The following is a 21,966-nucleotide window of genomic DNA, read 5'->3' as shown; positions in this document are numbered from 1 at the left end:
GATGGGGGGGATTTTGGGGGTTTCAACCCCCAGTGCCAAGACGAATACAGTTAGAGTGACCCGCCATCTTCAGACGATTGATCGTTCCATCAGCATTGTCTTTGCCTTTGATTGGGCCGATGACGACGCGGTTCCAACCATTGTTGGTAGTAATCCGGGAATCAAAGCCTTCAAACGCAAGCTGCGCACGAACGGTTTCCGCCTGCTCGCTGCCTTTAAACGAGCCGCACTGAACCATCCAGCGTTTCTCATCCTTTGGCTTCTCCTGAGCTGCCGGAGCTTGTTTCGCTACTTCCTCACGGGTAATCGGAGCCGCCTTCGGCTGCGCGGATTCACGCGGTTGTGTCACCGGCTGTGCTGCACGCTGCTGAGTGTTATGTGGCGGCGTTTGCAACAAATCCTGGTACGGCTGTTGTGCCGTTGTTGTGGTGCGCGACTGCTGCTGAACAGTACGTGGCTGTTGCGCGGCAGGTTGAGACTGTGGCTGTACCGTACGTGTCTGCGGCGCAACTTGTTGAGCAGTGAACTGTTGCTGCTGCTGAATCACTTTCTGGCGCTGAAGTGTGTTCTGACGCTGCTCTGGTGTCTGTTCGTTCCAGGGGACTTCATTAAGCTGAGTCGGTTGCTGGCGCATATCCGCCTGCATTTGCTCCAGCAACTGACGCTGTTCACTGGTGAGCTGATCTTTATTTTGCACTTCACCACCGGCAGAAGGCTCGGTAGGGGCGCGCACACCCGTCTGACGGTTTTCCAGTTCTTTGATATAACGCCAGCGTTCTTCGGGTTTCGGCGGCAGACCGTTACCTGTGACTTTATGTCCAGGCAGGGCTTCGCTTTCATCTTTTTTGTGATGAGTAATGAAGTACAGGGCACCAATAAAGGTCACCAGAACGGCTGCCGCGATAGCGACCATCGTCGGCGAAACGGATGGCATGCTGCGTTGCTTGCTACGGGTGTTACTTTTCTTACGCCGCGTACCTGCCGATTGCCCGCGGCGTACATAATCTCGTTGTGCCACTATTGATTCGCTATATTTTTTTCGTTTATCAGCCCGCCATGTTACTTAATGGGCATCCCTTTGACCAGAATCCAGTGTCCTAAAGCGGGTCATTTTCTATTGCCAGGTGCGCTGGTAGAGCCTCGTTCAATCAGCTCGCAATCCAGTAAACGCGAACCACTACTCACGGCGTGACCGTTTAGCTGATCCAAAAGCAGTAGCATAGCCTCCCGCCCGATATCGAAACGGGGTTGGGCGACGGTAGTCAGCGGTGGGTCACAGAACTGTGAAAGTGCAATGTCATCAAAGCCCATGATTGATAAATCTTCTGGCACGCGCAAGCCGCTACGTTTGGCTTGAGACAACGCGCCCAGCGCCATGACGTCGCTATGACAGAAAACAGCGGTCGGCGGATTAGGCAGCGCCAGGAGTTGCGCCAAAGCTGCGGCACCGGCTTCGTAAGTAAAGTTACCGCGCGCAATATAATGCGGATCGACCACTGCTCCCGTACGGCGTAATGCCTGCACGTATCCCTGTAAGCGATAATGGCAAAGTGGCATTTCTTCCGGGCCAGCGATACAGGCTATTTTCTGATGGCCGAGCTGCTGCAAATAATAAACAGCGTTGAACGCAGCGGTCAGGTTATCAATATGAACCGTTGGTAGCTCGAGTTCGGGAGCAAATTCGTTCGCCATTACCATTGGCGGTAAATTGCGTTGTTCTTCAATGCTGGCATCAAAGGGCAACCGTGAACCGAGCAGCAACATGCCATCAATCTGCTTAGTGATGATCAGGTTGATGAAGGTTTTTTCCTGCTGATTTTGATGAGCGCAATCGCCAATCAACACCAGGTAGCCTTGCTCGGCTGCGGTCACTTCAATTCCGCGAATAATTTCGCTAAAGAAGGGATCACAAATATCCGGGACAATAACCAGAATGGTGCGAGACTCATTACGCTTTAAATTTCGCCCCAGGGAATGGGGTAAATAGCCAACGGCAATTGCCGCTTGTTCCACACGATTACGAGTGCTTTGCGATACTTTGTCCGGGTTCATTAGCGCCCTGGACACTGTTGCCGTTGAGACTTTCGCCTGCACAGCAACATCTTTCATGGTTGCATTGGCAACCTGATTCTTCGGCTTCAACTTCTTCTCCTCGCGCGCACTTTACAGGTGCTGACAACGTCCCTGGTGTCTGACCATGTCCACATTCTTAGCAGAAATTGATGCCGGTTAGTTACAGTTATTTCATTAAAAGTGTGATGGTTGTTGAATTTTTCGATCTGCTTCGCATATCCACAGGGCTTTGTGCTAGCCGTCTGTCGGGTCAACATCCAGCATCCACTTCACTTTACGTGATTCCGGTAACGTATTGACCAGTTTCAATGAATGGCTAACGAGACGCTGCAAGCGAGCGCGGGAAGGATGTTGCAGGAGAATTTGCCAGCGAAAACGCCCGCCGCGTTTAGGCTGTAAACACGGCACTGGCCCCATTATCCACAACTGATCATCTCTTAGCGGGCTGGATTCCAGCAGGTTCCGTAACTGCTGCAAAAAGAGCGGAGCCTGATGGTTATTCTGATCTTCCGCGCGGAACATGATGTGGCTGGTAAATGGCGGCAAGAAGACTGTTTTGCGTTCCGTAAGCGCCTGGCTTGCGAAATCGTCGTAACCTTTTGTGAGCAACGTTTGTAATAAAGGATGCTCCGGATGGTGAGTTTGCAGCAGAACTTCACCTTGCTTACCGGCTCGCCCGGCACGGCCTGATACCTGAATATACAGCTGCGCAAAACGTTCCGCTGCCCGGAAGTCAGCTGAAAACAGCGCGCCGTCGACATCCAACAACGCAACCAGTGTCACATCCGGGAAGTGATGGCCTTTCGCCAGCATTTGCGTGCCAATCAAAATGCGTGCGCCACCACGGTGGACTTCTGCCAGCTGTTGCTCAAGCGCGCCTTTGCGGCTGGTGGTATCGCGGTCGATGCGTGAAATCGGTACGCCCGGAAATTCAGGCTCAAGGCTGTGCTCAAGCTGCTCCGTCCCCATACCCACCGGAACCAGGTTGGTGGAACCACACTGTGGGCATTGCTGGGGAATCGCTCTTTGGCTGTCACAATGGTGGCAGCGCAAATGGCGCTGGCCCTGATGGTAGGTGTAATAGTGATCGCAGCGTGGGCACTCTGCTATCCAGCCGCATTCATGGCACAGCAACGCCGGGGCAAATCCTCGGCGGTTCAGGAACAAAATCACCTGATTATCGGCTTTCAGGTGCTGGCCAATTTTTTTGATGAGTGCGGGCGCAAGCCCTGATTTTAGCGGCTGACCTTTTAGATCCACCACCTGCTGCGTGGCCGGGCGTGCATTCCCGGCGCGTTTTGTCAGCTGCAACTGACGATATTTTCCGACCTGAACGTTATGCAGGGTTTCCAGCGCGGGTGTTGCCGAGCCAAGAATAATCGGAATGTCTTCTGCGTGAGCGCGATACACGGCTAAATCACGTGCGTGATAGCGCCAGCCTTCTTGCTGTTTATAAGAGCTATCGTGTTCTTCATCGATAACAATCACGCCGAGACGGCAAAACGGGGTGAACAGTGAGGAACGCGTGCCAATCACAATCGCCGCTTCACCGCTGCGTGCTTTCAGCCATACCGCGAGGCGTTCGCTATCGTTAAGCCCGGAGTGCAAAACTTCGACCGGCGCGTTAAAACGCTCGCGAAAACGGGCGATAGTTTGCGGCGTTAAACCAATTTCTGGCACCAGAACCAGGGCTTGCTTACCCTGCGCCAGCACGTTTTCCAGCACGCTGAGATAAACTTCGGTTTTGCCTGAGCCGGTAATGCCTGCCAGCAACCAGACGGCAAAATGGTCGGCGGAGCTATGAATGGCGCCGATGGCGGTGGCCTGCTCGGTGTTGAGCCGTAAACGCTCACCCTCTACCGAATAGCTATCGCGCCAGTCTGCGGCCGACGGCGCAGCACTTTTCAGGTCGCATAAACCTTTGGCTCGCAGCGCTTGTAGCCCGGTCTCGCTGATTTCCAGCTCGCTAACCTGATGACGCCAGATGATGTTTTGCCGTACCGCCGCCAGAGCTTGCTGCTGCTTAGGCGCACGTTTCAGGCTGTTAAGATCTACGGCTTTGCCTTCTTCAGTGGCGAACCAGTACCACAACGGCGCGTGGTGGGCGGGTTTCCCCTGGCGCAGCAAACCCGGTAATGCATGGAAGAGCACGTCGCCAAGCGGATGGTGGTAATACTCGGCCGCCCATAGCAGTACGCGCCAGAGCGAATCCGGAAACAACGAAGCGCCATCCAGAACCTCAGCAACAGGCTTTAGCTCGTTGAGGGGCAGTTCGCTGTGCTCGCTAACAGAAACAACGATCCCGACAGCCTGGCGTTTACCAAATGGCACCATAACGCGACAGCCTGACGCCACCTGCATTCCTGCAGGAATGAAGTAGTCAAAAGTACGGGCGAGAGGAACCGGTAAAGCGACGTGGGCGACAGGCATTAATTCTTCCGAAATGGTAAAAATGACGAGATAGTGTACACTGTGTGTTCCAGAAAATGCGGATCAGTTTGCATCCACTCGCGGGGTTCTGTATGATTCGCCGCCTTTGATGCGCAGTTTTTGGTGTCAAAAAACCTAATTTATCAACTTCGCGCGGTGTCTGGCGTTAGGGCTGGAAGAGCGGCGCGGCCTTATACAGAGGTTTTCCATGAAAAAGAATATTCACCCGAACTACGCAGAAATTACTGCAAACTGTTCTTGCGGTAATTCTATCAAGATTCGCTCTACCGTGGGTCATGATCTGAACCTGGACGTATGTGGCGAATGCCACCCGTTCTACACTGGCAAGCAGCGTGATGTTGCTACCGGTGGCCGCGTTGACCGCTTCAACAAGCGTTTCAGCGTTCCAGGCGCGAAGAAGTAATTCGCTGCACGGTAAGAAAAAGGCGCCTAACGGCGCCTTTTTTGTATCTGTCGATCCTGCGAATTATCAATATTCCCAGGTCTCTGGATCAATCCCCAATTCGCGCATAATCACTTTCGCCGCTTCAGGAATTTCATCGCTACGCTCTTTGCGCAGGTCTGCATCGTTTGGCAACGGTTGGCCGGTAAACGCGTGCAGGAATGCTTCGCACAGCAACTCACTGTTTGTTGCGTGACGCAGGTTATTCACCTGGCGACGGGTACGCTCATCGGTGAGGATTTTTAACACCTTCAGAGGAATGGAAACCGTAATTTTCTTTACTTGCTCACTCTTCTTCCCGTGCTCAGCGTAAGGGCTGATATATTCGCCGCTCCATTCAGCCATGAGATACTTAATCCTCTTATCAATGTATTTAGGCCTCCACCGGTCACATGCGCGGCAAAAGCGATTATCTGGTCGTAGTGTAAGCGTTTATTGATCCGCGGTCTGCGGCGCTATCACCCTAAAGCATATAATTTTAACGGCTATTTCGCGTTTGCTCAATCTATACGCAAAGAAGTTTAGATGTCCAGATGTATTGACGTCTAACTCAGCAGTGTTTACTCTGGTGCCTGACCTTTATTCGACCAGCAAGGATTCGAGAGCCATGACGCGCAAACAGGCAACTATCGCAGTACGTAGCGGTTTGAACGATGACGAGCAATACGGCTGCGTTGTCCCACCGATCCACCTCTCCAGCACTTATAATTTCACCGGATTTAACGAACCGCGTGCGCATGACTATTCGCGCCGTGGGAATCCTACGCGTGATGTCGTACAGCGCGCGCTGGCAGAACTGGAAGGCGGAGCGGGCGCGGTGCTGACGAATACCGGCATGTCAGCCATCCATCTGGTCACGACCGTTTTCCTGAAACCTGGCGACCTGCTGGTGGCTCCGCATGACTGCTACGGTGGCAGCTATCGCCTGTTTGATAGTCTGGCAAAACGTGGCGCATATCGCGTTTTGTTTGTGGATCAAGGTGATGAGGCTGCATTAAATGCAGCTCTGGCCGAAAAACCGAAGCTGGTGCTGGTCGAAAGCCCAAGTAATCCCTTGTTACGCGTGGTAGATATTGCGAAAATCTGCGCCGCAGCGCGTGAAGCTGGGGCAATCAGCGTGGTGGATAACACTTTCCTGAGCCCGGCTCTGCAAAATCCGCTGGCCCTGGGTGCAGATTTGGTTCTGCATTCTTGTACTAAATACCTGAACGGTCACTCAGATGTGGTCGCAGGTGTTGTGATTGCGAAAGACGCTGAAACCGTGACTGAGCTTGCCTGGTGGGCAAACAACATTGGTGTAACCGGCAGCGCTTTCGATAGCTACCTGCTGCTGCGTGGCCTGCGTACACTCTCACCTCGTATGGAAGTGGCACAACGCAATGCCCAGGCGATTGTTGATTTCCTGCAAACGCAACCGCTGGTGAAAAAGCTGTATCATCCTTCGCTGCCTGAAAACCAGGGCCATGAAATTGCGGCTCGTCAGCAAAAAGGTTTTGGCGCGATGCTGAGTTTTGAATTTAATGGCGACGAGCAAACATTGCGTCGTTTCCTGAGTAGCCTGACTCTCTTCACGTTAGCGGAATCGCTGGGTGGAGTAGAAAGTTTGATTTCACACGCGGCGACGATGACCCATGCGGGCATGGCTCCAGAAGCGCGTGCGGCAGCGGGGATTTCAGAAACCTTGTTGCGTATTTCTACTGGCATTGAAGATAGCGAAGATTTAATTGCTGACCTGGAAAATGCCTTCCGGGTTGCAGCCGAGGGGTAAGCATGAGTGTTTCAGCACCAACAGGGGCGTCGGGTCGTCAACTGCATAAATTTGGTGGCAGTAGTCTGGCAGATGTGAAGTGTTACCTGCGCGTTGCGGGGATCATGGCCGAGTATTCTAAACCTGGCGACATGATGGTGGTTTCTGCCGCCGGTAGCACAACTAACCAGTTGATTAACTGGCTAAAATTGAGCCAAAGCGATCGTCTTTCTGCTCATCAGGTTCAGCAGGCGCTACGTCGTTACCAAAGCGATCTGATTAGCGGCCTGGTGGCAGCTGATGTTGCAGATACTCTGATTGGCCAGTTTATTCACGATCTTGAGCGTCTGGCGGGTTTGCTTGACGGCAAAATGACTGACGCGGTGTATGCCGAAGTCGTGGGTCATGGTGAAATTTGGTCTGCACGCCTGATGTCTGCGGTGTTGAATCAATTAGGCCATCCAGCGGCCTGGCTTGATGCGCGTGAATTTATGCGCGCTGAGCGTTCGGCGCAACCTCAAGTTAATGAAGGTTTATCCTGGCCGCTGCTGCAAGAATTGATGGCGCAGCATCCACATAAACGCCTCGTGGTTACCGGCTTTATCTGCCGTAACGATGCGGGTGAAACCGTGCTGCTGGGTCGTAACGGTTCTGACTATTCTGCAACGCAGATTGGTGCTCTGGCTGGGGTTTCCCGCGTGACCATCTGGAGTGACGTTGCCGGGGTTTACAGTGCCGACCCTCGTAAAGTCAAAGATGCTTGTTTGCTCCCATTGCTACGCCTGGACGAAGCCAGTGAACTGGCGCGTCTTGCCGCTCCTGTGCTGCACGCCCGTACATTGCAGCCCGTTTCAGGTAGCGACATCGATCTACAATTGCGTTGTAGCTATTCACCAGAGCAAGGCTCCACACGCATCGAGCGCGTGCTGGCTTCCGGCACTGGCGCACGTATCGTGACCAGCCACGACGATGTCTGTCTGATTGAACTTGAAGTTGCTCCGCAGCAAGATTTTAAACTGGCGCACAAAGAACTGGATACGCTGTTAAAGCGCGCTCAGATTCGCCCATTGTCGATTGGTGTTCATCCCGACCGCAATCTGCTCCAGCTTTGCTATACCTCAGAAGTGGCTGGCAGCGTGCTGCAAACCCTTCAGGATGCTAATCTTCCAGGCGAATTACGTCTGAGAGAAGGTCTGGCGCTGGTCGCAATGGTAGGCGCGGGCGTTTGTCGTAATCCACTGCACAGCCACCGCTTCTGGCAGCAACTGAAAGATCAGCCTGTCGAGTTTATCTGGCAGTCAGAAGATGGTATCAGCCTGGTGGCGGTGTTGCGTGTTGGCCCAACCGAAAACCTCATCAAAGGCCTGCATAAATCTCTGTTCCGCGCTGAAAAACGTATTGGTCTGGTCCTGTTTGGGAAGGGTAATATCGGCTCGCGCTGGTTAGAACTCTTCTCTCGCGAACAAGAAACCCTTTCAGCTCGCACTGGTTTTGAATTTGTTCTGTCGGGTGTGGTTGATAGCCGCCGCAGCTTGCTGAATTACGAAGGTCTGGACGCCAGCCGTGCGCTCGCTTTCTTCAATGATGAAGCCGTAGAGCAAGATGAAGAGTCATTATTCCAGTGGATGCGTGCGCACCCATATGATGATTTAGTGGTGTTGGATGTGACGGCGAGCGAACAGCTGGCTGACCAATATCTTGATTTCGCCAGCCATGGTTTCCATGTTATCAGCGCCAATAAAGTCGCGGGTGCCAGTACTGGTCAGAAATACCGTGAAATTCGCAACGCGTTTACCAAAACGGGCCGCCACTGGCTTTACAACGCAACCGTAGGCGCGGGCTTGCCGGTGAACCATACCGTGCGTGACTTACGTGAAAGCGGCGATTCTATTCTGGCTATCAGCGGTATTTTCTCAGGTACGCTTTCCTGGCTGTTCCTGCAATTCGACGGCACTGTTCCATTTACCGATTTAGTTGACCAGGCCTGGCAGCAAGGGCTGACTGAACCCGATCCTCGCGTCGATCTCTCCGGGAAAGATGTGATGCGCAAGCTGGTGATTCTGGCTCGTGAAGCGGGTTATGACATCGAACCCGATCAGGTGCGTGTTGAGTCGCTGGTTACAAGCGGAAGTGAAACGGGTTCCATCGACCATTTCTTTGAAAATGGTGATGAGATCAATGAGCAAATGCTTCAGCGCTTTGAAGCCGCTCAGGAAATGGGGCTGGTTCTGCGCTATGTGGCGCGTTTCGACGCTAACGGTAAAGCGCGTGTTGGTGTGGAAGCGGTACGCCCTGAGCATCCTTTGGCCTCACTGCTGCCGTGCGATAACGTGTTTGCCATCGAAAGCCGCTGGTATCGCGATAACCCACTGGTGATTCGCGGGCCGGGTGCCGGGCGTGATGTTACTGCGGGTGCTATCCAGTCGGATCTCAACCGTCTGGCACAGTTGTTGTAACGATTTCGAAAAAAATCGAGGCCAGCTTTTGCTGGCCTTTTTTAATTATTCACGGCCATCGTGAATAAATTTCAACTTGATTGAGAATTCCTCATTTCTTGTGTTGAATTATCTGTTGACGGCGTCATGCTTTTCCTTCATCTTGCTATCTGGACGTCTAAACGTCTGGATGTAGTAAAACACAACACCACATAATAAAATGCGATTGATGAGGTAAGGGTATGAGCTTTTTTCACGCCAACCAGCGGGAAGCACTGAATCAGAGTCTGGCCGAAGTTGCCGGGCAAATTAACGTTTCCTTTGAGTTTTTCCCGCCGCGCACCAGTGAAATGGAACAAACCCTGTGGAGCTCTATTGACCGCCTCAGCAGCCTGAAACCGAAATTTGTCTCCGTCACTTACGGTGCAAACTCTGGCGAACGCGACCGCACCCATAGCATTATCAAAGGCATTAAAGACCGCACGGGCCTGGAAGCTGCCCCGCATTTGACGTGTATCGATGCCACCCGCGAAGAATTACGTACTATTGCGCAGGATTACTGGAATAACGGCATTCGTCACATCGTCGCTCTACGCGGCGATTTACCACCAGGCGGCGGCAAGCCGGATATGTACGCATCAGATCTGGTCACATTGCTCAAAGATGTCGGTGATTTTGATATCTCCGTCGCCGCTTACCCTGAAGTTCACCCGGAAGCGAAAAGCGCGCAGGCTGATTTGATCAACCTGAAGCGTAAGATTGACGCTGGTGCAAACCGCGCAATTACTCAGTTTTTCTTCGATGTGGAAAGCTATCTGCGTTTCCGTGACCGTTGCGCAGCGGCGGGTATCGACGTCGAAATCGTGCCAGGCATTTTGCCGGTGAGTAACTACAAGCAGGCTCATAAATTCGCCACCATGACCAACGTGCGTGTCCCGCACTGGATGGCGCAAATGTTTGAAGGGCTGGATAACGACGCGGAAACGCGCAAAATGGTCGGTGCCAATATTGCGATGGATATGGTGAAAATCCTCAGCCGTGAAGGCGTGAAAGACTTCCATTTCTACACGCTTAACCGTGCAGAAATGAGCTACGCAATTTGCCACACCCTGGGTGTTCGCCCGGCAGTATAATTCAGACAATGGCCCGCAAGGGCCATGACTTTCCGCTGTATATCCATTCCCCCTCCCAATACCCCTTTCATTTCTAATGTTAAGTTTTGAAAGTTTATGTTGCTGTCGACGTTTCTTCGAATCAGTTTTGCTATGTTGCTCATTAGCTAACAGGAAATATCTATCAAATCTGTAGTTTTTTTCATCTATAACTTATCTGCAGAGCCGTATATCCTGGTATTAAAATAACGAAGGGAGCAGGAAGATGAGCACAAACGAAAACGATCATAATACGTTGTCCGCAGGGAAGTGCCCGTTTCATCAGAGCGGAAATGATGAAAGCGCGGGAGCAGGAACAAGCACTCGTGACTGGTGGCCAAAACAACTCCGCGTAGACCTCCTTAATCAGCACTCCAACCGTTCAAACCCTCTTGGCGAAGATTTTGATTACCGCAAAGAATTCAGCAAGCTTGATTATTCTGCGCTGAAAGGCGACCTCAAAGCATTATTAACCGATTCTCAACCCTGGTGGCCTGCTGACTGGGGTAGCTACGCCGGGCTGTTTATTCGTATGGCCTGGCATGGCGCGGGTACTTATCGCGCGGTAGACGGACGCGGCGGTGCCGGTCGTGGGCAGCAGCGCTTTGCCCCGCTGAACTCCTGGCCGGACAACGTCAGCCTTGATAAAGCTCGTCGCCTGCTGTGGCCTATCAAAAAGAAATATGGCCAGAAAATCTCCTGGGCCGACCTTTATGTGCTGGCAGGTAACGTGGCGCTGGAAAACTCCGGCTTCCGTACCTTTGGTTTTGGCGCCGGGCGTGAAGATGTCTGGGAACCTGATCTTGACGTGAACTGGGGTAATGAAAAAGCCTGGCTGGAACATCGTGACCCAGAAGCTCTCGCAAAACGCCCATTAGCAGCGACCGAAATGGGGCTGATTTACGTTAACCCTGAAGGGCCAAACGCCAGCGGTGAACCGCTCTCTGCGGCCGCCGCTATTCGTGCCACTTTCGGCAATATGGGAATGAATGACGAAGAGACGGTTGCGCTCATCGCTGGTGGTCATACCCTAGGCAAAACCCACGGCGCGGCAGAAGCGACCCATGTGGGCGTCGATCCGGAAGCAGCTCCGATTGAATCTCAAGGCCTGGGTTGGACCAGCAGCTACGGGAGTGGTGCAGGTGCGGATGCGATTACTTCTGGCCTGGAAGTTGTCTGGTCACAAACCCCAATGCAGTGGAGCAACTACTTCTTCGAGAACCTGTTTAAATTCGAATGGGTGCAAACGCGCAGCCCTGCGGGTGCCATTCAGTTTGAAGCCGTTGATGCACCTGAAATTATTCCTGATCCCTTTGATCCATCGAAAAAACGCAAGCCGACCATGCTGGTGACTGACCTGACGCTGCGTTTTGACTCTGAATTTGAGAAGATCTCACGTCGTTTCCTTAACGATCCGCAAGCTTTCAACGAAGCTTTTGCCCGAGCATGGTTCAAACTGACCCACCGTGATATGGGGCCGATTGCACGTTACATCGGACCGGAAGTGCCAAAAGAAGAGCTAATTTGGCAAGACCCGCTGCCAAAAGCAGTATTTAGCCCGACTCCGGCAGATATCGATCACCTGAAAGCAGCTATCTCACATTCCGGTTTGTCTGTCGGTGAACTCGTGTCGGTAGCCTGGGCATCAGCATCCACATTCCGTGGTGGTGATAAACGTGGTGGTGCCAATGGTGCACGCCTGGCGCTGGCTCCACAGCGGAGTTGGGATGTGAATGCCGTCGCGGCTCGCATTCTGCCAACGCTGGAAGCGATTCAGAAAGAGGCTGGCAAAGCTTCGCTGGCCGATATCATTGTGCTGGCGGGCGTGGTCGGCGTTGAACAAGCGGCGGAAGCTGCGGGTGTCAGCGTGCGTGTTCCGTTTATTCCTGGACGTGTGGATGCCAGCCAGGAGCAAACCGATGTCGAGATGTTCAACCTGCTTGAGCCAGCGGCAGATGGGTTCCGTAACTACCGTGCTCGTGTGGATGCGACAACAACGGAATCTCTGCTGATTGATAAAGCGCAGCAACTGACGCTGACTGCCCCGGAACTCACCGTTCTGGTCGGCGGCCTGCGTGGGCTGGGCGCGAATTTCGACGGCGGCAAGCAGGGCGAGTTCACCGATCGTGTAGGTGTTCTCAGCAACGATTTCTTTGTCAATCTGCTGGATATGGGCACCGAATGGAAAGCCACCGATGACTCTTCTGAACTGTTCGAAGGGCGTTGCCGTCAAACGGGTGAAGTGAAACATCTGGCGAGCCGCGCGGATCTGGTCTTTGGCTCAAACTCTGTTCTGCGCGCACTGGCGGAAGTTTATGCCAGCGGTGATGCGAAAGAGAAGTTTGTGAAGGACTTCGTTGCCGCGTGGGTAAAAGTGATGAATCTGGATCGCTTTGACCTGAAGTAAGCCGCTATCTGAAGTGAGAATCCCCGCTTGTGAGCGGGGATTTTTTTATGGCCTTATTCCCATTCTTGCAGGAAACGTTGCCCATATTGGTCAGCAACCCGTAGAGCGGCATACACCTGATCCGGAGTCGCCCCGCCTGGCATGTTATGAATGGTTTCACCTTCTGCACAAGATGCCTGCGCAACACGGCGCATTTTTGCCTCAACATCCTGCTTGATATCCAGTTGTGCCAGCGTTATTGGCAGACCAACGGAGTGGCAGAGTGCTGCGACAGTTTCTATCTCTTCCACCGAGGCATTCTCAAGCACTAGCTGTGTCAGCGTTCCGAAAGCGACTTTTTCACCATGATAGTAATGATGCGCATCTGGAATGGCTGTCAGGCCGTTATGCACCGCGTGAGCCGCTGCCAGGCCGCCACTTTCAAAGCCGACGCCGCTCAGGTAAGTATTGGCTTCTATTACGCGCTCAAGAGCCGGGGTCACGACGTGCAACTCGGCAGCAAGCATCGCTTTTTCACCTTCTTCGAGCAGCGTGTTATAGCAAAGTTCAGCGAGCGCTAATGCTGCCTGAGTGCACTTGCCGCCGGCCATTGTGGTTGCGCCGCTGCGTGAGCAGGCTCGCGCTTCAAACCAGGTTGCCATTGCATCACCAATCCCGGCTGCCAGCATTCGCGCGGGTGCATTCGCCACGATTTGGGTATCAACAATCACCATATTAGGGTTGTTTGGTAGCATCAGATAACGGTCAAACTCACCGGTATCGGTATAGATAACGGAAAGTGCGCTGCAAGGTGCATCGGTCGAGGCAATGGTCGGTGCAATGGCAACCGGCACGCCCATAAAGTGAGCCAAAGCTTTGGCGGTGTCGAGAGTCTTACCACCCCCGATCCCGAGTACCGCGCCACACTGTGCTTTTTGCGCAACGCCACGCAAACGGTCGATTTCATTTTGCGAACATTCGCCGCCAAATGGGGCTATTTCCAGTATCAACCCGGCATCTTTAAAGCTTTTTTCCAGCGTAGATTCGGCAAATCCTAAGACAAATTTGTCTCCAACGACCAGCCAACGTTCAGCCAGCGGTTTGAGATATTCTCCAATACGCGTGATGACATTAGCGCCCTGGATGTATTTACCTGGTGATTGAATAATGCGATCCATACTCTATTTTCCTCACAAGTTGATATGACCAAATGCGTTAGCCCAGTCTTGCTCAAACTGAGCTATAGCTGACTCTACCGCAGGGGTATTGAGCATTTGTTGCGCTACATCTAACGGAAGGGTGATTGCTTCGCAGCCTGCCAGTAAGCAATCCAGCGCCTGGCGTGGCGTTTTGAAACTGGCTGCCAGCACTTTGCTTTCGGGGGCGTGAAGATTCAGTAGGGTTTGTAATTCCTGAACCATGCGAATGCCATCGCCTCCCTGCGCATCAACGCGGTTAACATACGGCGCGACGTATTTCGCTCCCGCCAGTGCCGCCAGCAGACCTTGCGACGCACTGTACACGGCCGTTCCCAGCGTGGTAATACCTTCCTTTTTCAATAGCTTAATTGCAGCTAGCCCCTCTGAAGTGACAGGGATTTTCACCACGATACCCGGAACAGCAGAGCGCAGACGTTTGGCTTCGTTCACCATGCCCTGAGCATCACGGCTCATGGTCTGGGCAAACAGAATGCCGCCTGCACCAATGGCCTTTTGTAGTCGTGGCAGGACATCCCAGATGGGTTCTTTACTGGCGGCAATAATGCTCGGGTTCGTGGTGACACCCGCTATCGGGAAGACTCGTGCCAGACGTTCGACTTCTGCTACGTTTGCGGTATCCAGATACAGTTCCATAGTTCGTCCTCTTAGAGTTCTAATTCGTGTTGTAGCAGGCTGGCGATAGCCTCTTGCGTAGCGGCGTGAACCAGTGCATGACGAAACTCTTCATGCATGATGCGGCGTGCCAGGCGGGAGAAAATACGCATATGCTGATCGCCTGCGGCGTGTTTATTGAGCGTCAGCATAATGATGAACTGGGCTTCGTCATCACCCCATTTCACTGGGGCCGGAAGCCGTGCCACGCTAATTGTTGATTGTTCGATATGTTCAGATTTGCTGTGTGGTATCGCGAAGCTAAAACCTAAGCCCGTTGAGAACACGGCTTCCCGCGCCCACAGGTCTGCTTCTAGTTTGCGTGGATAGCGGCAGCGCCCGGCAATCAGCAGGTTGTCGGTCATGCCTTTAATCACCTCTTCTTTGCTGCGCCAGTCGTTAGTCAGCGAGATGCATTGCGGGGTGATCAGGGGGGCATCTTGCTGAGTCATGCGGAACTGGGCTAGCAGATGTTCGACCTCAAGGGAGGTACGGCAGGCCATCGCCTGGTTAAGCAACTGGCGGCAGGCTTTGCTGTCAAGCTGTGCCAGGCGTGCTTTCGTGGCCGGAATTGAAGGGGCGCTCATGCTGATTTCATCCAGCCCTAAGCCCACCAGCAACGGTAAAACTGAGCCTTTCGCACCCAGCTCACCACAAAGCCCAATCCATTTCCCCTGGCGATGAACCGCCTGTACTGCGTAATCCAGTGCGCGCAAGAATGCTGGATTCAGGCTGTTGTAATGACGCGTGACTTTTGCATTGTCACGGTCAACCGCCAGTAGATATTGCGTCAGGTCATTGCTGCCAATGCTAAAGAAATCAATCTCTTCACAGCACTGGTCGATGATGAACATCACCGAAGGCACTTCAAGCATGATGCCGAGCGGGATTTTTTCATCAAATGGGATGTGTTCACTGCGTAGCGACTGTTTTACTTCCGCGAGTTGATCTTTTACCCACAAGATCTCTTCCATTGAGGAGATCATGGGGATCATGATTTTTAATGATCCGTGTGCCGATGCGCGCAAAATGGAGCGTAACTGGCTATGGAAAAGCGACAGGTATTCTTGATAAATGCGCACGGCACGGTAGCCAAGGAACGGGTTGTTCTCCGCGGGAATATTCAAATACTCCACTGGCTTATCACCGCCGATATCTATTGTGCGTACAATAATGCTGCGCCCATTTGCCCCTTCCAGCGCCTGGCAGTAGATATTGTAAAGTTCATCTTCTGAAGGAGCATGCACGCGGTCCATATACAGCATTTCAGTGCGGAACAGACCAACAGCTTCTGCACCGTTATTAAACGCCGGAGCCGATTCAACACAATGAGCAATGTTGGCGGCCACTTCCAGACGAAGACCATCCGCGGTGCGCCCCAACTGGTTGAGCCATTCTTTTTGCTGATTGCGCAGAACTTGCTGCACCCTGGCTTCTTGTTGGTAATAGCGTTTTACCGAATCGGTAAGATTGACGACGATGAGGCCAAGATCGCCGTCGATTTGTACCGTTTGTTGCAACCACGGGCGCAGTGCATCTGTATCCATTCCCACAAGTGTTGGGATATTAAATGAGCGAGCCAGAATTACCGTGTGGGAGGTCGTTCCGCCGCTGCGCAGCACAAGCCCTTTGAGTAAGGTCTTATCCAATTCCAGAAACTGACTGGGTGTAATTTCATCTGCTACACAGATGGCTTCCTGCTGTAATTTGCCGGGCGTTGGGAAGCGCGTTTCACCATAGATATGCTGTAACAGCTGGAAGCAGACATCCCGGACATCAAGTACACGCTCTTGCAGGTACACACTTTCTGACTGAGAAAACTGAGCGCAGAAGTATGCTGCTGTTTTCACTATTGCTGCCGCGCAACTTGCACCTGCATGTATCTGTTCCAGAAGCTGCGTGCGTAATGAAATGTCACTCGCAAGGGATCGATGTGCTTCAAGAATAGCGCTAGCCGTACCGTCGCTGGCGAGTTGACGGAGATTAATAGCTCTTAGTAGTTGCTCAAGCCCGCTCTTAAGTGCCGCTTGTTCCACGTCAATGCTTCGTGCCGCAGGCAAATCCCCTAGTTTGTTCAAATCGAGTGAAGCGAGCGGAATGAGTATTCCGCTGGCACTTCCGGCACACACCGGATTTGCACGGAAGAAGGAGGGATTCAGGCGTGAGAGAGATTCTGGAACAGGGGCAATTTCGCTGTTTTGTACTTCCGGTAGTGGGGCGTCACAGTGAGGAAACTCATCTTGTATGAAGGTGGAAAGCATGGCGAAAGCATGATCTTCATCGTTACCAGCAACCCGAATTTGGCAGTCGTCCCCTTTTAATGTCCCTGTACCGATAAGTGACAATGCACTTTTTGCATCACCATGACGATCGGTGCGCAAGTTATGCCATTCAATCGTTGAGGAAAACTGATTGCATAGTGTTTCAACAAGACTGGCGGGGCGAGCATGTACTCCGTTTGGTAAATCACAGCGGAAATGAATAACCAGTGCCATAGAAGTTCTCCTGAACCAACTCAAAACAATGGCTACAGAATAAGTGGCCTTTGCCGTGAGTCGCCATGAGACAAAACTGTCAAAAACTGGATAAATGTATTGTGTGCGAGTATTTGCGAGATGCCTCACAAAACCTGATTAAGCAAGTAATGAAACCCGTAATGTTAAGTTTTGAGGCGGATCGCATTTCTATTTTCGTATTACAAAAATCCAGTAAATGACGTTTTTATCCACTGTCTGTCACTGCCCAGATTGCCTATTGTGTCCCCAATATTTTGGACATATGCCGCTAAGGCCGGGAGTGCTTTATGAAAGAGTTGGTCCAGATCCTCAAAAACACGCGACAGCATTTAATGACCGGTGTGTCGCATATGATTCCCTTCGTGGTGGCAGGCGGCATTTTGCTGGCTGTTTCCGTCATGCTGTATGGCAAAGGTGCTGTACCGGATGCTCTGAGCGACCCCAATCTGAAAAAACTGTTTGATATAGGCGTTGCAGGTTTAACGCTAATGGTTCCGTTCCTCGCGGCCTACATCGGCTATTCAATTGCAGAGCGTTCTGCGCTCGCCCCTTGTGCAATAGGTGCCTGGGTGGGGAACAGTTTTGGGGCCGGGTTCTTTGGCGCAATCATCGCCGGGATCATCGGTGGCATTGTTGTCTTCTATATCAAGAAAATCCCGGTGCCAAAAATACTGCGCTCGGTGATGCCCATTTTTGTCATTCCTATTGTCGGCACCTTTATTACTGCGGGCATCATGATGTGGGGTTTAGGAGAACCTGTCGGTGCGCTGACCGGTAATCTGACTCATTGGCTGCAAGGAATGCAGCAAGGCAGCATTGTGGTTCTGGCGGTGATCATGGGGCTGATGCTGGCCTTTGATATGGGTGGTCCGGTTAACAAAGTGGCTTACGCCTTTATGCTGATTTGCGTCGCACAAGGCGTGTATAGCGTGGTGGCTATTGCTGCTGTGGGAATCGCTGTTCCGCCATTAGGGCTAGGCCTCGCAACGCTGATGAACCGCAAGAACTTTAGTAGTGAAGAGCGTGAGGCAGGCAAGGCGGCTTTGGTCATGGGGTGTGTGGGTGTGACTGAAGGAGCGATTCCGTTTGCGGCTGCCGATCCATTACGTGTTATCCCTTCCATTATGCTCGGGTCTGCATGTGGGGCAACCACTGCCGCACTCATGGGAGCGCAATGTTATGCAGGCTGGGGCGGATTAATTGTGCTGCCGGTTGTTGAAGGTAAGTTTGGTTTTGTTCTTGCGTTGTTGGTGGGGGCCATCGTCACCGCAGTCTGCGTGAATCTTTTGAAAACTTATGCCCGTAAAAAGCAGACTGATACGTCCGCGAAGGCTGAAGACGATCTGGACCTGGATTTCGAAATTAACTGATTGATAAAAAGGAATTAACCATGACGAAGATTATTGCTGTTACTGCTTGCCCATCAGGTGTTGCTCATACTTACATGGCTGCTGAAGCACTTGAAGGTGCCGCCAAGGCAAAAGGTTGGGAAGTGAAAGTGGAAACTCAAGGCTCAATCGGTCTTGAAAATGAACTCACCGCTGAGGATATCGCCAGTGCGGATATGGTGATTCTGACCAAGGATATCGGCATCAAAATGGAAGAGCGCTTTTCCGGTAAAACGATTGTGCGCGTCAATATCAGTGATGCAGTGAAACGTGCCGACGCCATCATGAGCAAGATTGAAGCCCATCTGGCACAAACCGCCTGAGCCTTTGACTGACCAGTAAGGAGCACATCATGACTCATCGTATCGAACGTTTGAAATCAGCATTGTTTGCCCAACCGCGAGAAATTTCTCTGGAGCGCGCGGTGCTTTACACCGTCAGCCACCGCACAACGGAAGGTGAACATGTGCTGTTACGCCGGGCTAAAGCAACAGCGTACATTCTGGATAACGTGCAAATAGCGATTCGAGAGGATGAGTTGATTGCGGGTAATCGAACCGTAAAACCGCGCGCCGGGATTATGTCGCCGGAGATGGACCCTTATTGGTTGCTCAAAGAATTGGATCAATTCCCGACTCGCCCGCAAGACAGGTTTGAAATTAGCGAGCAGGATAAAGCGTTATACCGGGAACAGCTTTACCCTTATTGGGAAAAGCGTTCGATGAAAGATTTCATCAATAGCCAAATGACGGATGACGTCAAAGAGGCGGTAAAAACGCAAATTTTTAGCGTCAACCAAACTGATAAAGGGCAGGGGCATATCATTATTGATTACCCGCGCCTGTTACAAAACGGTTTGGGTAAACTGGTGGAGGAATTGCGTGAGCACTGCCGTAAATCACCCGATAACCATTTCTATCAGTCAGCATTAATCCTGCTGGAAGCCTCACAGCGGCATATCCTGCGTTACGCTGAGTTGGCCGAGAAACTGGCGGCTGAATGCGAAGATGTCGAGCGGCAGGGTGAGTTATTGAAAATGGCTAGCATTTCTCGCCACAATGCCGAATCACGTCCGAAAGACTTCTGGCAGGCTTGTCAGCTGTTCTGGTACATGAACATTATTCTCCAGTATGAATCGAACGCTAGTTCGCTGTCGTTGGGGCGCTTCGATCAATACATGCTGCCGTTTTACCAGACCTCGTTGAATCAGGGGGAAAGCCCTGAATTTTTGCGCGAGCTGCTGGAGTCGCTGTGGGTAAAATGTAATGACATCGTTTTACTGCGATCCACCAGCAGTGCTCGTTATTTTGCTGGTTTCCCAACGGGCTACACCATTTTACTGGGCGGATTGACTGAAAACGGGCGTAGCGCTGTGAACGTGCTTTCTTTCCTGTGTCTTGATGCCTACCAGAGTATCCAATTACCGCAGCCGAACCTTGGGGTGCGGGTAAATGAGCTGATTGACCGCCCCTTCCTGCTGAAAACAGCTGAAACCGTGCGCCTCGGAACGGGGATTCCACAAATCTTCAATGATGAAGTCGTTGTGCCTGCATTCCTGAACCGGGGCGTTTCGCTGGAAGATGCACGTGATTACGCCGTTGTAGGATGCGTAGAGCTATCCATTCCCGGGCGAACTTACGGCTTGCATGACATCGCCATGTTTAATCTCTTGAAGGTGATGGAAATTGTTTTGCTGGAAAACGAAGGCAACAGCGCTTTGGACTATCAGAGCCTGTTGCAGCAAATCCGCGACAAAATTTGCCACTACATCAAACTGATGGTTGAGGGCAGCAACATCTGCGATATCGGCCATCGTGATTGGGCACCAGTACCGTTACTTTCATCGTTTATCGATGATTGCCTGCAAAGCGGTAAAGACATTACTGAAGGTGGCGCCCGCTATAACTTCTCGGGTGTTCAGGGAATAGGCATCGCCAATCTTAGCGACTCATTGCATGCGCTCAACGGTATGGTGTTTGAGCAGCAGCGGTTAAGTTTTGATGAACTTCTGGCGGTGCTGAAAGATAACTTTGAAAGCCCGGAAGGGAAACAAATACGTGCGCGTTTAATTAATCGCTTTGAAAAATATGGCAATGATATCGACGAAGTGGACAACATCAGCGCCGATCTGTTGCGCTTTTACTGCAAAGAGGTCGAAAAATACCGTAATCCACGCGGCGGCAGTTTCACGCCAGGCTCATACACGGTGTCGGCGCATGTGCCACTTGGCGCGGTGGTCGGTGCAACACCTGACGGGCGATATGCGGGCGAACAACTTGCCGATGGGGGATTATCACCCATGCTGGGGCAAGACTGCCAGGGGCCGACAGCGGTACTAAAATCTGTCAGCAAGCTGGATAACTATTTGCTCTCCAATGGCACATTGTTGAACGTGAAATTTACCCCCAGCACGCTGGAAGGGGACGCTGGACTTCATAAACTGGCAGATTTCCTCGGAGCGTTTTCTAAGCTTAAATTGCAGCATATTCAATTCAACGTGGTGAACGCCGAAACGCTACGTGATGCGCAAAGTCGGCCGCAAGATTATGCCGGGCTGGTAGTACGAGTTGCCGGGTACAGCGCTTTCTTTGTGGAGCTGTCGAAGGAGATTCAGGATGACATTATCCGCCGTACCGCGCATCAGTTGTGAGGTGATCGAAGACGGGGAGGCAAAAGCGCGTATCTTCAATATCCAGCGCTACTCCCTGAATGATGGCAATGGCATCAGGACAGTGGTTTTTTTCAAAGGCTGCCCACATTACTGCCCGTGGTGCGCAAACCCGGAGTCAATCTCCGGGAAGATTGAAACCGTGCGGCGTTTATCAAAATGCCTGCACTGTCCGACTTGTCAGAATGATGTAGATGAATGCCCCTCAGGGGCAATGGAAAGCATTGGTCGTGATTATTCGCTGGCCGAACTCGAAAAAGAGGTGCTGAAAGATGACGTTTTCTTCCGGTCATCAAAAGGTGGCGTTACGCTTTCAGGCGGCGAGGTATTGATGCAGGCGGCTGTTGCGACTCGTTTTCTCAAGCGTCTGAAATCGCTAGGAATCCATACTGCTATTGAAACCGCTGGTGATGCTGCATCTGAAAAAGTGCTTGCTCTGGCGCGGCAGTGCGACGAAGTCCTGTTCGATTTGAAAATCATGGACACCGAGAAAGCAAAATCCGTGCTGAATATCAATCAACCCAGGGTCCTGGCAAATCTTAAATTGTTGGTCGAGTCGGGTATTCGGGTCATCCCCCGAGTGCCTTTGATTCCGGGGTATACCCTCGAGCAAGGTAATATGGCTGCAATACTCCAATTCCTTGCCCCCTTAAAACTTACCGAAATCCACCTGCTACCTTTCCATCAATACGGTGAGGCAAAATATCAATTGTTGGGGCGAGCATGGGATATGAGGGGAATAGTGCCACCTGATGCTTCAGAAATCGCACTATTGCGGCAGATGGCAGAAAGTGCAGGGTATCATGTAACCATTGGCGGTTAGTTTTCATAGAGGAGA

16 protein-coding genes are annotated in these 21,966 nt (G+C 52.0%); 9 read left to right on the top strand and 7 right to left on the bottom strand.

The features are described 5' to 3' along the window. Window positions 1-22 precede the first annotated feature (22 nt). From ftsN to priA, 3 genes are all read right to left on the bottom strand, one after another. Window positions 23-1,018, bottom strand: a complete 996-nt coding sequence (gene ftsN, locus DY231_RS22880; RefSeq protein ID WP_115631649.1) for a cell division protein FtsN — start codon at window positions 1,016-1,018, stop codon at window positions 23-25. 89 nt (window positions 1,019-1,107) lie between these two features. Next, window positions 1,108-2,142 (bottom strand): DNA-binding transcriptional regulator CytR, encoded by a 1,035-nt coding sequence (cytR, locus tag DY231_RS22875; RefSeq protein WP_115631648.1) that lies wholly within the window; start codon window positions 2,140-2,142, stop codon window positions 1,108-1,110. Window positions 2,143-2,307: 165 nt separating this feature from the next. Next, complete coding sequence (priA, locus tag DY231_RS22865) at window positions 2,308-4,503, bottom strand: primosomal protein N' (RefSeq protein ID WP_115631646.1); 2,196 nt, start codon at window positions 4,501-4,503, stop codon at window positions 2,308-2,310. A 208-nt stretch (window positions 4,504-4,711) separates the two neighbouring features. Between priA and rpmE the strand changes: the two genes are divergently transcribed. Beyond that, window positions 4,712-4,927, top strand: coding sequence for a 50S ribosomal protein L31 (rpmE, locus tag DY231_RS22860; protein WP_034500060.1), 216 nt, complete (start codon window positions 4,712-4,714; stop codon window positions 4,925-4,927). Between the two features lie 66 nt (window positions 4,928-4,993). Here the strand turns inward: rpmE and metJ are convergent, their stop codons facing one another. Beyond that, entirely contained in the window at window positions 4,994-5,311 is a 318-nt protein-coding gene (gene metJ, locus DY231_RS22855; protein WP_034461414.1) for a met regulon transcriptional regulator MetJ, read from the bottom strand. A 262-nt stretch (window positions 5,312-5,573) separates the two neighbouring features. On the opposite strand from metJ, the gene metB reads away from it, so the two are divergent. From metB to katG, 4 genes are all read left to right on the top strand, one after another. Then, window positions 5,574-6,734, top strand: a complete 1,161-nt coding sequence (gene metB / locus DY231_RS22850; protein WP_034500061.1) for a cystathionine gamma-synthase — start codon at window positions 5,574-5,576, stop codon at window positions 6,732-6,734. Window positions 6,735-6,736: 2 nt separating this feature from the next. Next, on the top strand, window positions 6,737-9,169 hold the full coding sequence (locus DY231_RS22845; protein WP_115631645.1) for a bifunctional aspartate kinase/homoserine dehydrogenase II: 2,433 nt from the start codon (window positions 6,737-6,739) through the stop codon (window positions 9,167-9,169). A gap of 221 nt (window positions 9,170-9,390) precedes the next feature. Next, window positions 9,391-10,281, top strand: coding sequence for a methylenetetrahydrofolate reductase (gene metF / locus DY231_RS22840; protein ID WP_034500064.1), 891 nt, complete (start codon window positions 9,391-9,393; stop codon window positions 10,279-10,281). 244 nt (window positions 10,282-10,525) lie between these two features. Further along, window positions 10,526-12,706 (top strand): catalase/peroxidase HPI, encoded by a 2,181-nt coding sequence (katG, locus tag DY231_RS22835; protein ID WP_115631644.1) that lies wholly within the window; start codon window positions 10,526-10,528, stop codon window positions 12,704-12,706. Window positions 12,707-12,759: 53 nt separating this feature from the next. Here the strand turns inward: katG and gldA are convergent, their stop codons facing one another. The 3 genes from gldA to ptsP are packed head-to-tail and all read right to left on the bottom strand — an operon-like array spanning window position 12,760 to window position 17,051. After that, window positions 12,760-13,863 carry a bifunctional L-1,2-propanediol dehydrogenase/glycerol dehydrogenase gene (gldA, locus tag DY231_RS22830; RefSeq protein ID WP_115631643.1) on the bottom strand — a complete coding sequence of 368 codons (1,104 nt, stop codon included), beginning with the start codon at window positions 13,861-13,863 and terminating at the stop codon, window positions 12,760-12,762. A 12-nt stretch (window positions 13,864-13,875) separates the two neighbouring features. Further along, window positions 13,876-14,538, bottom strand: coding sequence for a fructose-6-phosphate aldolase (gene fsa, locus DY231_RS22825; protein ID WP_115631642.1), 663 nt, complete (start codon window positions 14,536-14,538; stop codon window positions 13,876-13,878). 11 nt (window positions 14,539-14,549) lie between these two features. Next, window positions 14,550-17,051: a phosphoenolpyruvate--protein phosphotransferase gene (gene ptsP, locus DY231_RS22820; protein WP_115631641.1), complete on the bottom strand. Its 2,502-nt coding sequence runs from the start codon at window positions 17,049-17,051 to the stop codon at window positions 14,550-14,552. Between the two features lie 308 nt (window positions 17,052-17,359). Between ptsP and DY231_RS22815 the strand changes: the two genes are divergently transcribed. Genes DY231_RS22815 through DY231_RS22800 form a run of 4 tightly spaced genes read left to right on the top strand, consistent with a single transcriptional unit; the run spans window position 17,360 to window position 21,951 of the window. Further along, window positions 17,360-18,442, top strand: coding sequence for a PTS fructose transporter subunit EIIC (locus tag DY231_RS22815; protein WP_115631640.1), 1,083 nt, complete (start codon window positions 17,360-17,362; stop codon window positions 18,440-18,442). A gap of 20 nt (window positions 18,443-18,462) precedes the next feature. Continuing rightward, complete coding sequence (locus tag DY231_RS22810) at window positions 18,463-18,783, top strand: PTS fructose-like transporter subunit IIB (protein WP_115631639.1); 321 nt, start codon at window positions 18,463-18,465, stop codon at window positions 18,781-18,783. A gap of 29 nt (window positions 18,784-18,812) precedes the next feature. Then, complete coding sequence (locus DY231_RS22805) at window positions 18,813-21,110, top strand: formate C-acetyltransferase (protein ID WP_115631638.1); 2,298 nt, start codon at window positions 18,813-18,815, stop codon at window positions 21,108-21,110. Next, a complete protein-coding gene (locus tag DY231_RS22800; protein ID WP_115631637.1) occupies window positions 21,076-21,951 on the top strand; it encodes a [formate-C-acetyltransferase]-activating enzyme in 876 nt (291 codons plus the stop codon). Before DY231_RS22805 ends, DY231_RS22800 begins: the two co-directional genes overlap by 35 nt. Window positions 21,952-21,966: the final 15 nt, after the last annotated feature.

Source organism: Buttiauxella agrestis (assembly GCF_900446255.1).
Lineage (GTDB): Bacteria > Pseudomonadota > Gammaproteobacteria > Enterobacterales > Enterobacteriaceae > Buttiauxella > Buttiauxella agrestis.
The sequence above is the reverse complement of the archived record's forward strand: the minus strand, read 5'-3'. Positions and strand labels throughout refer to the sequence as shown.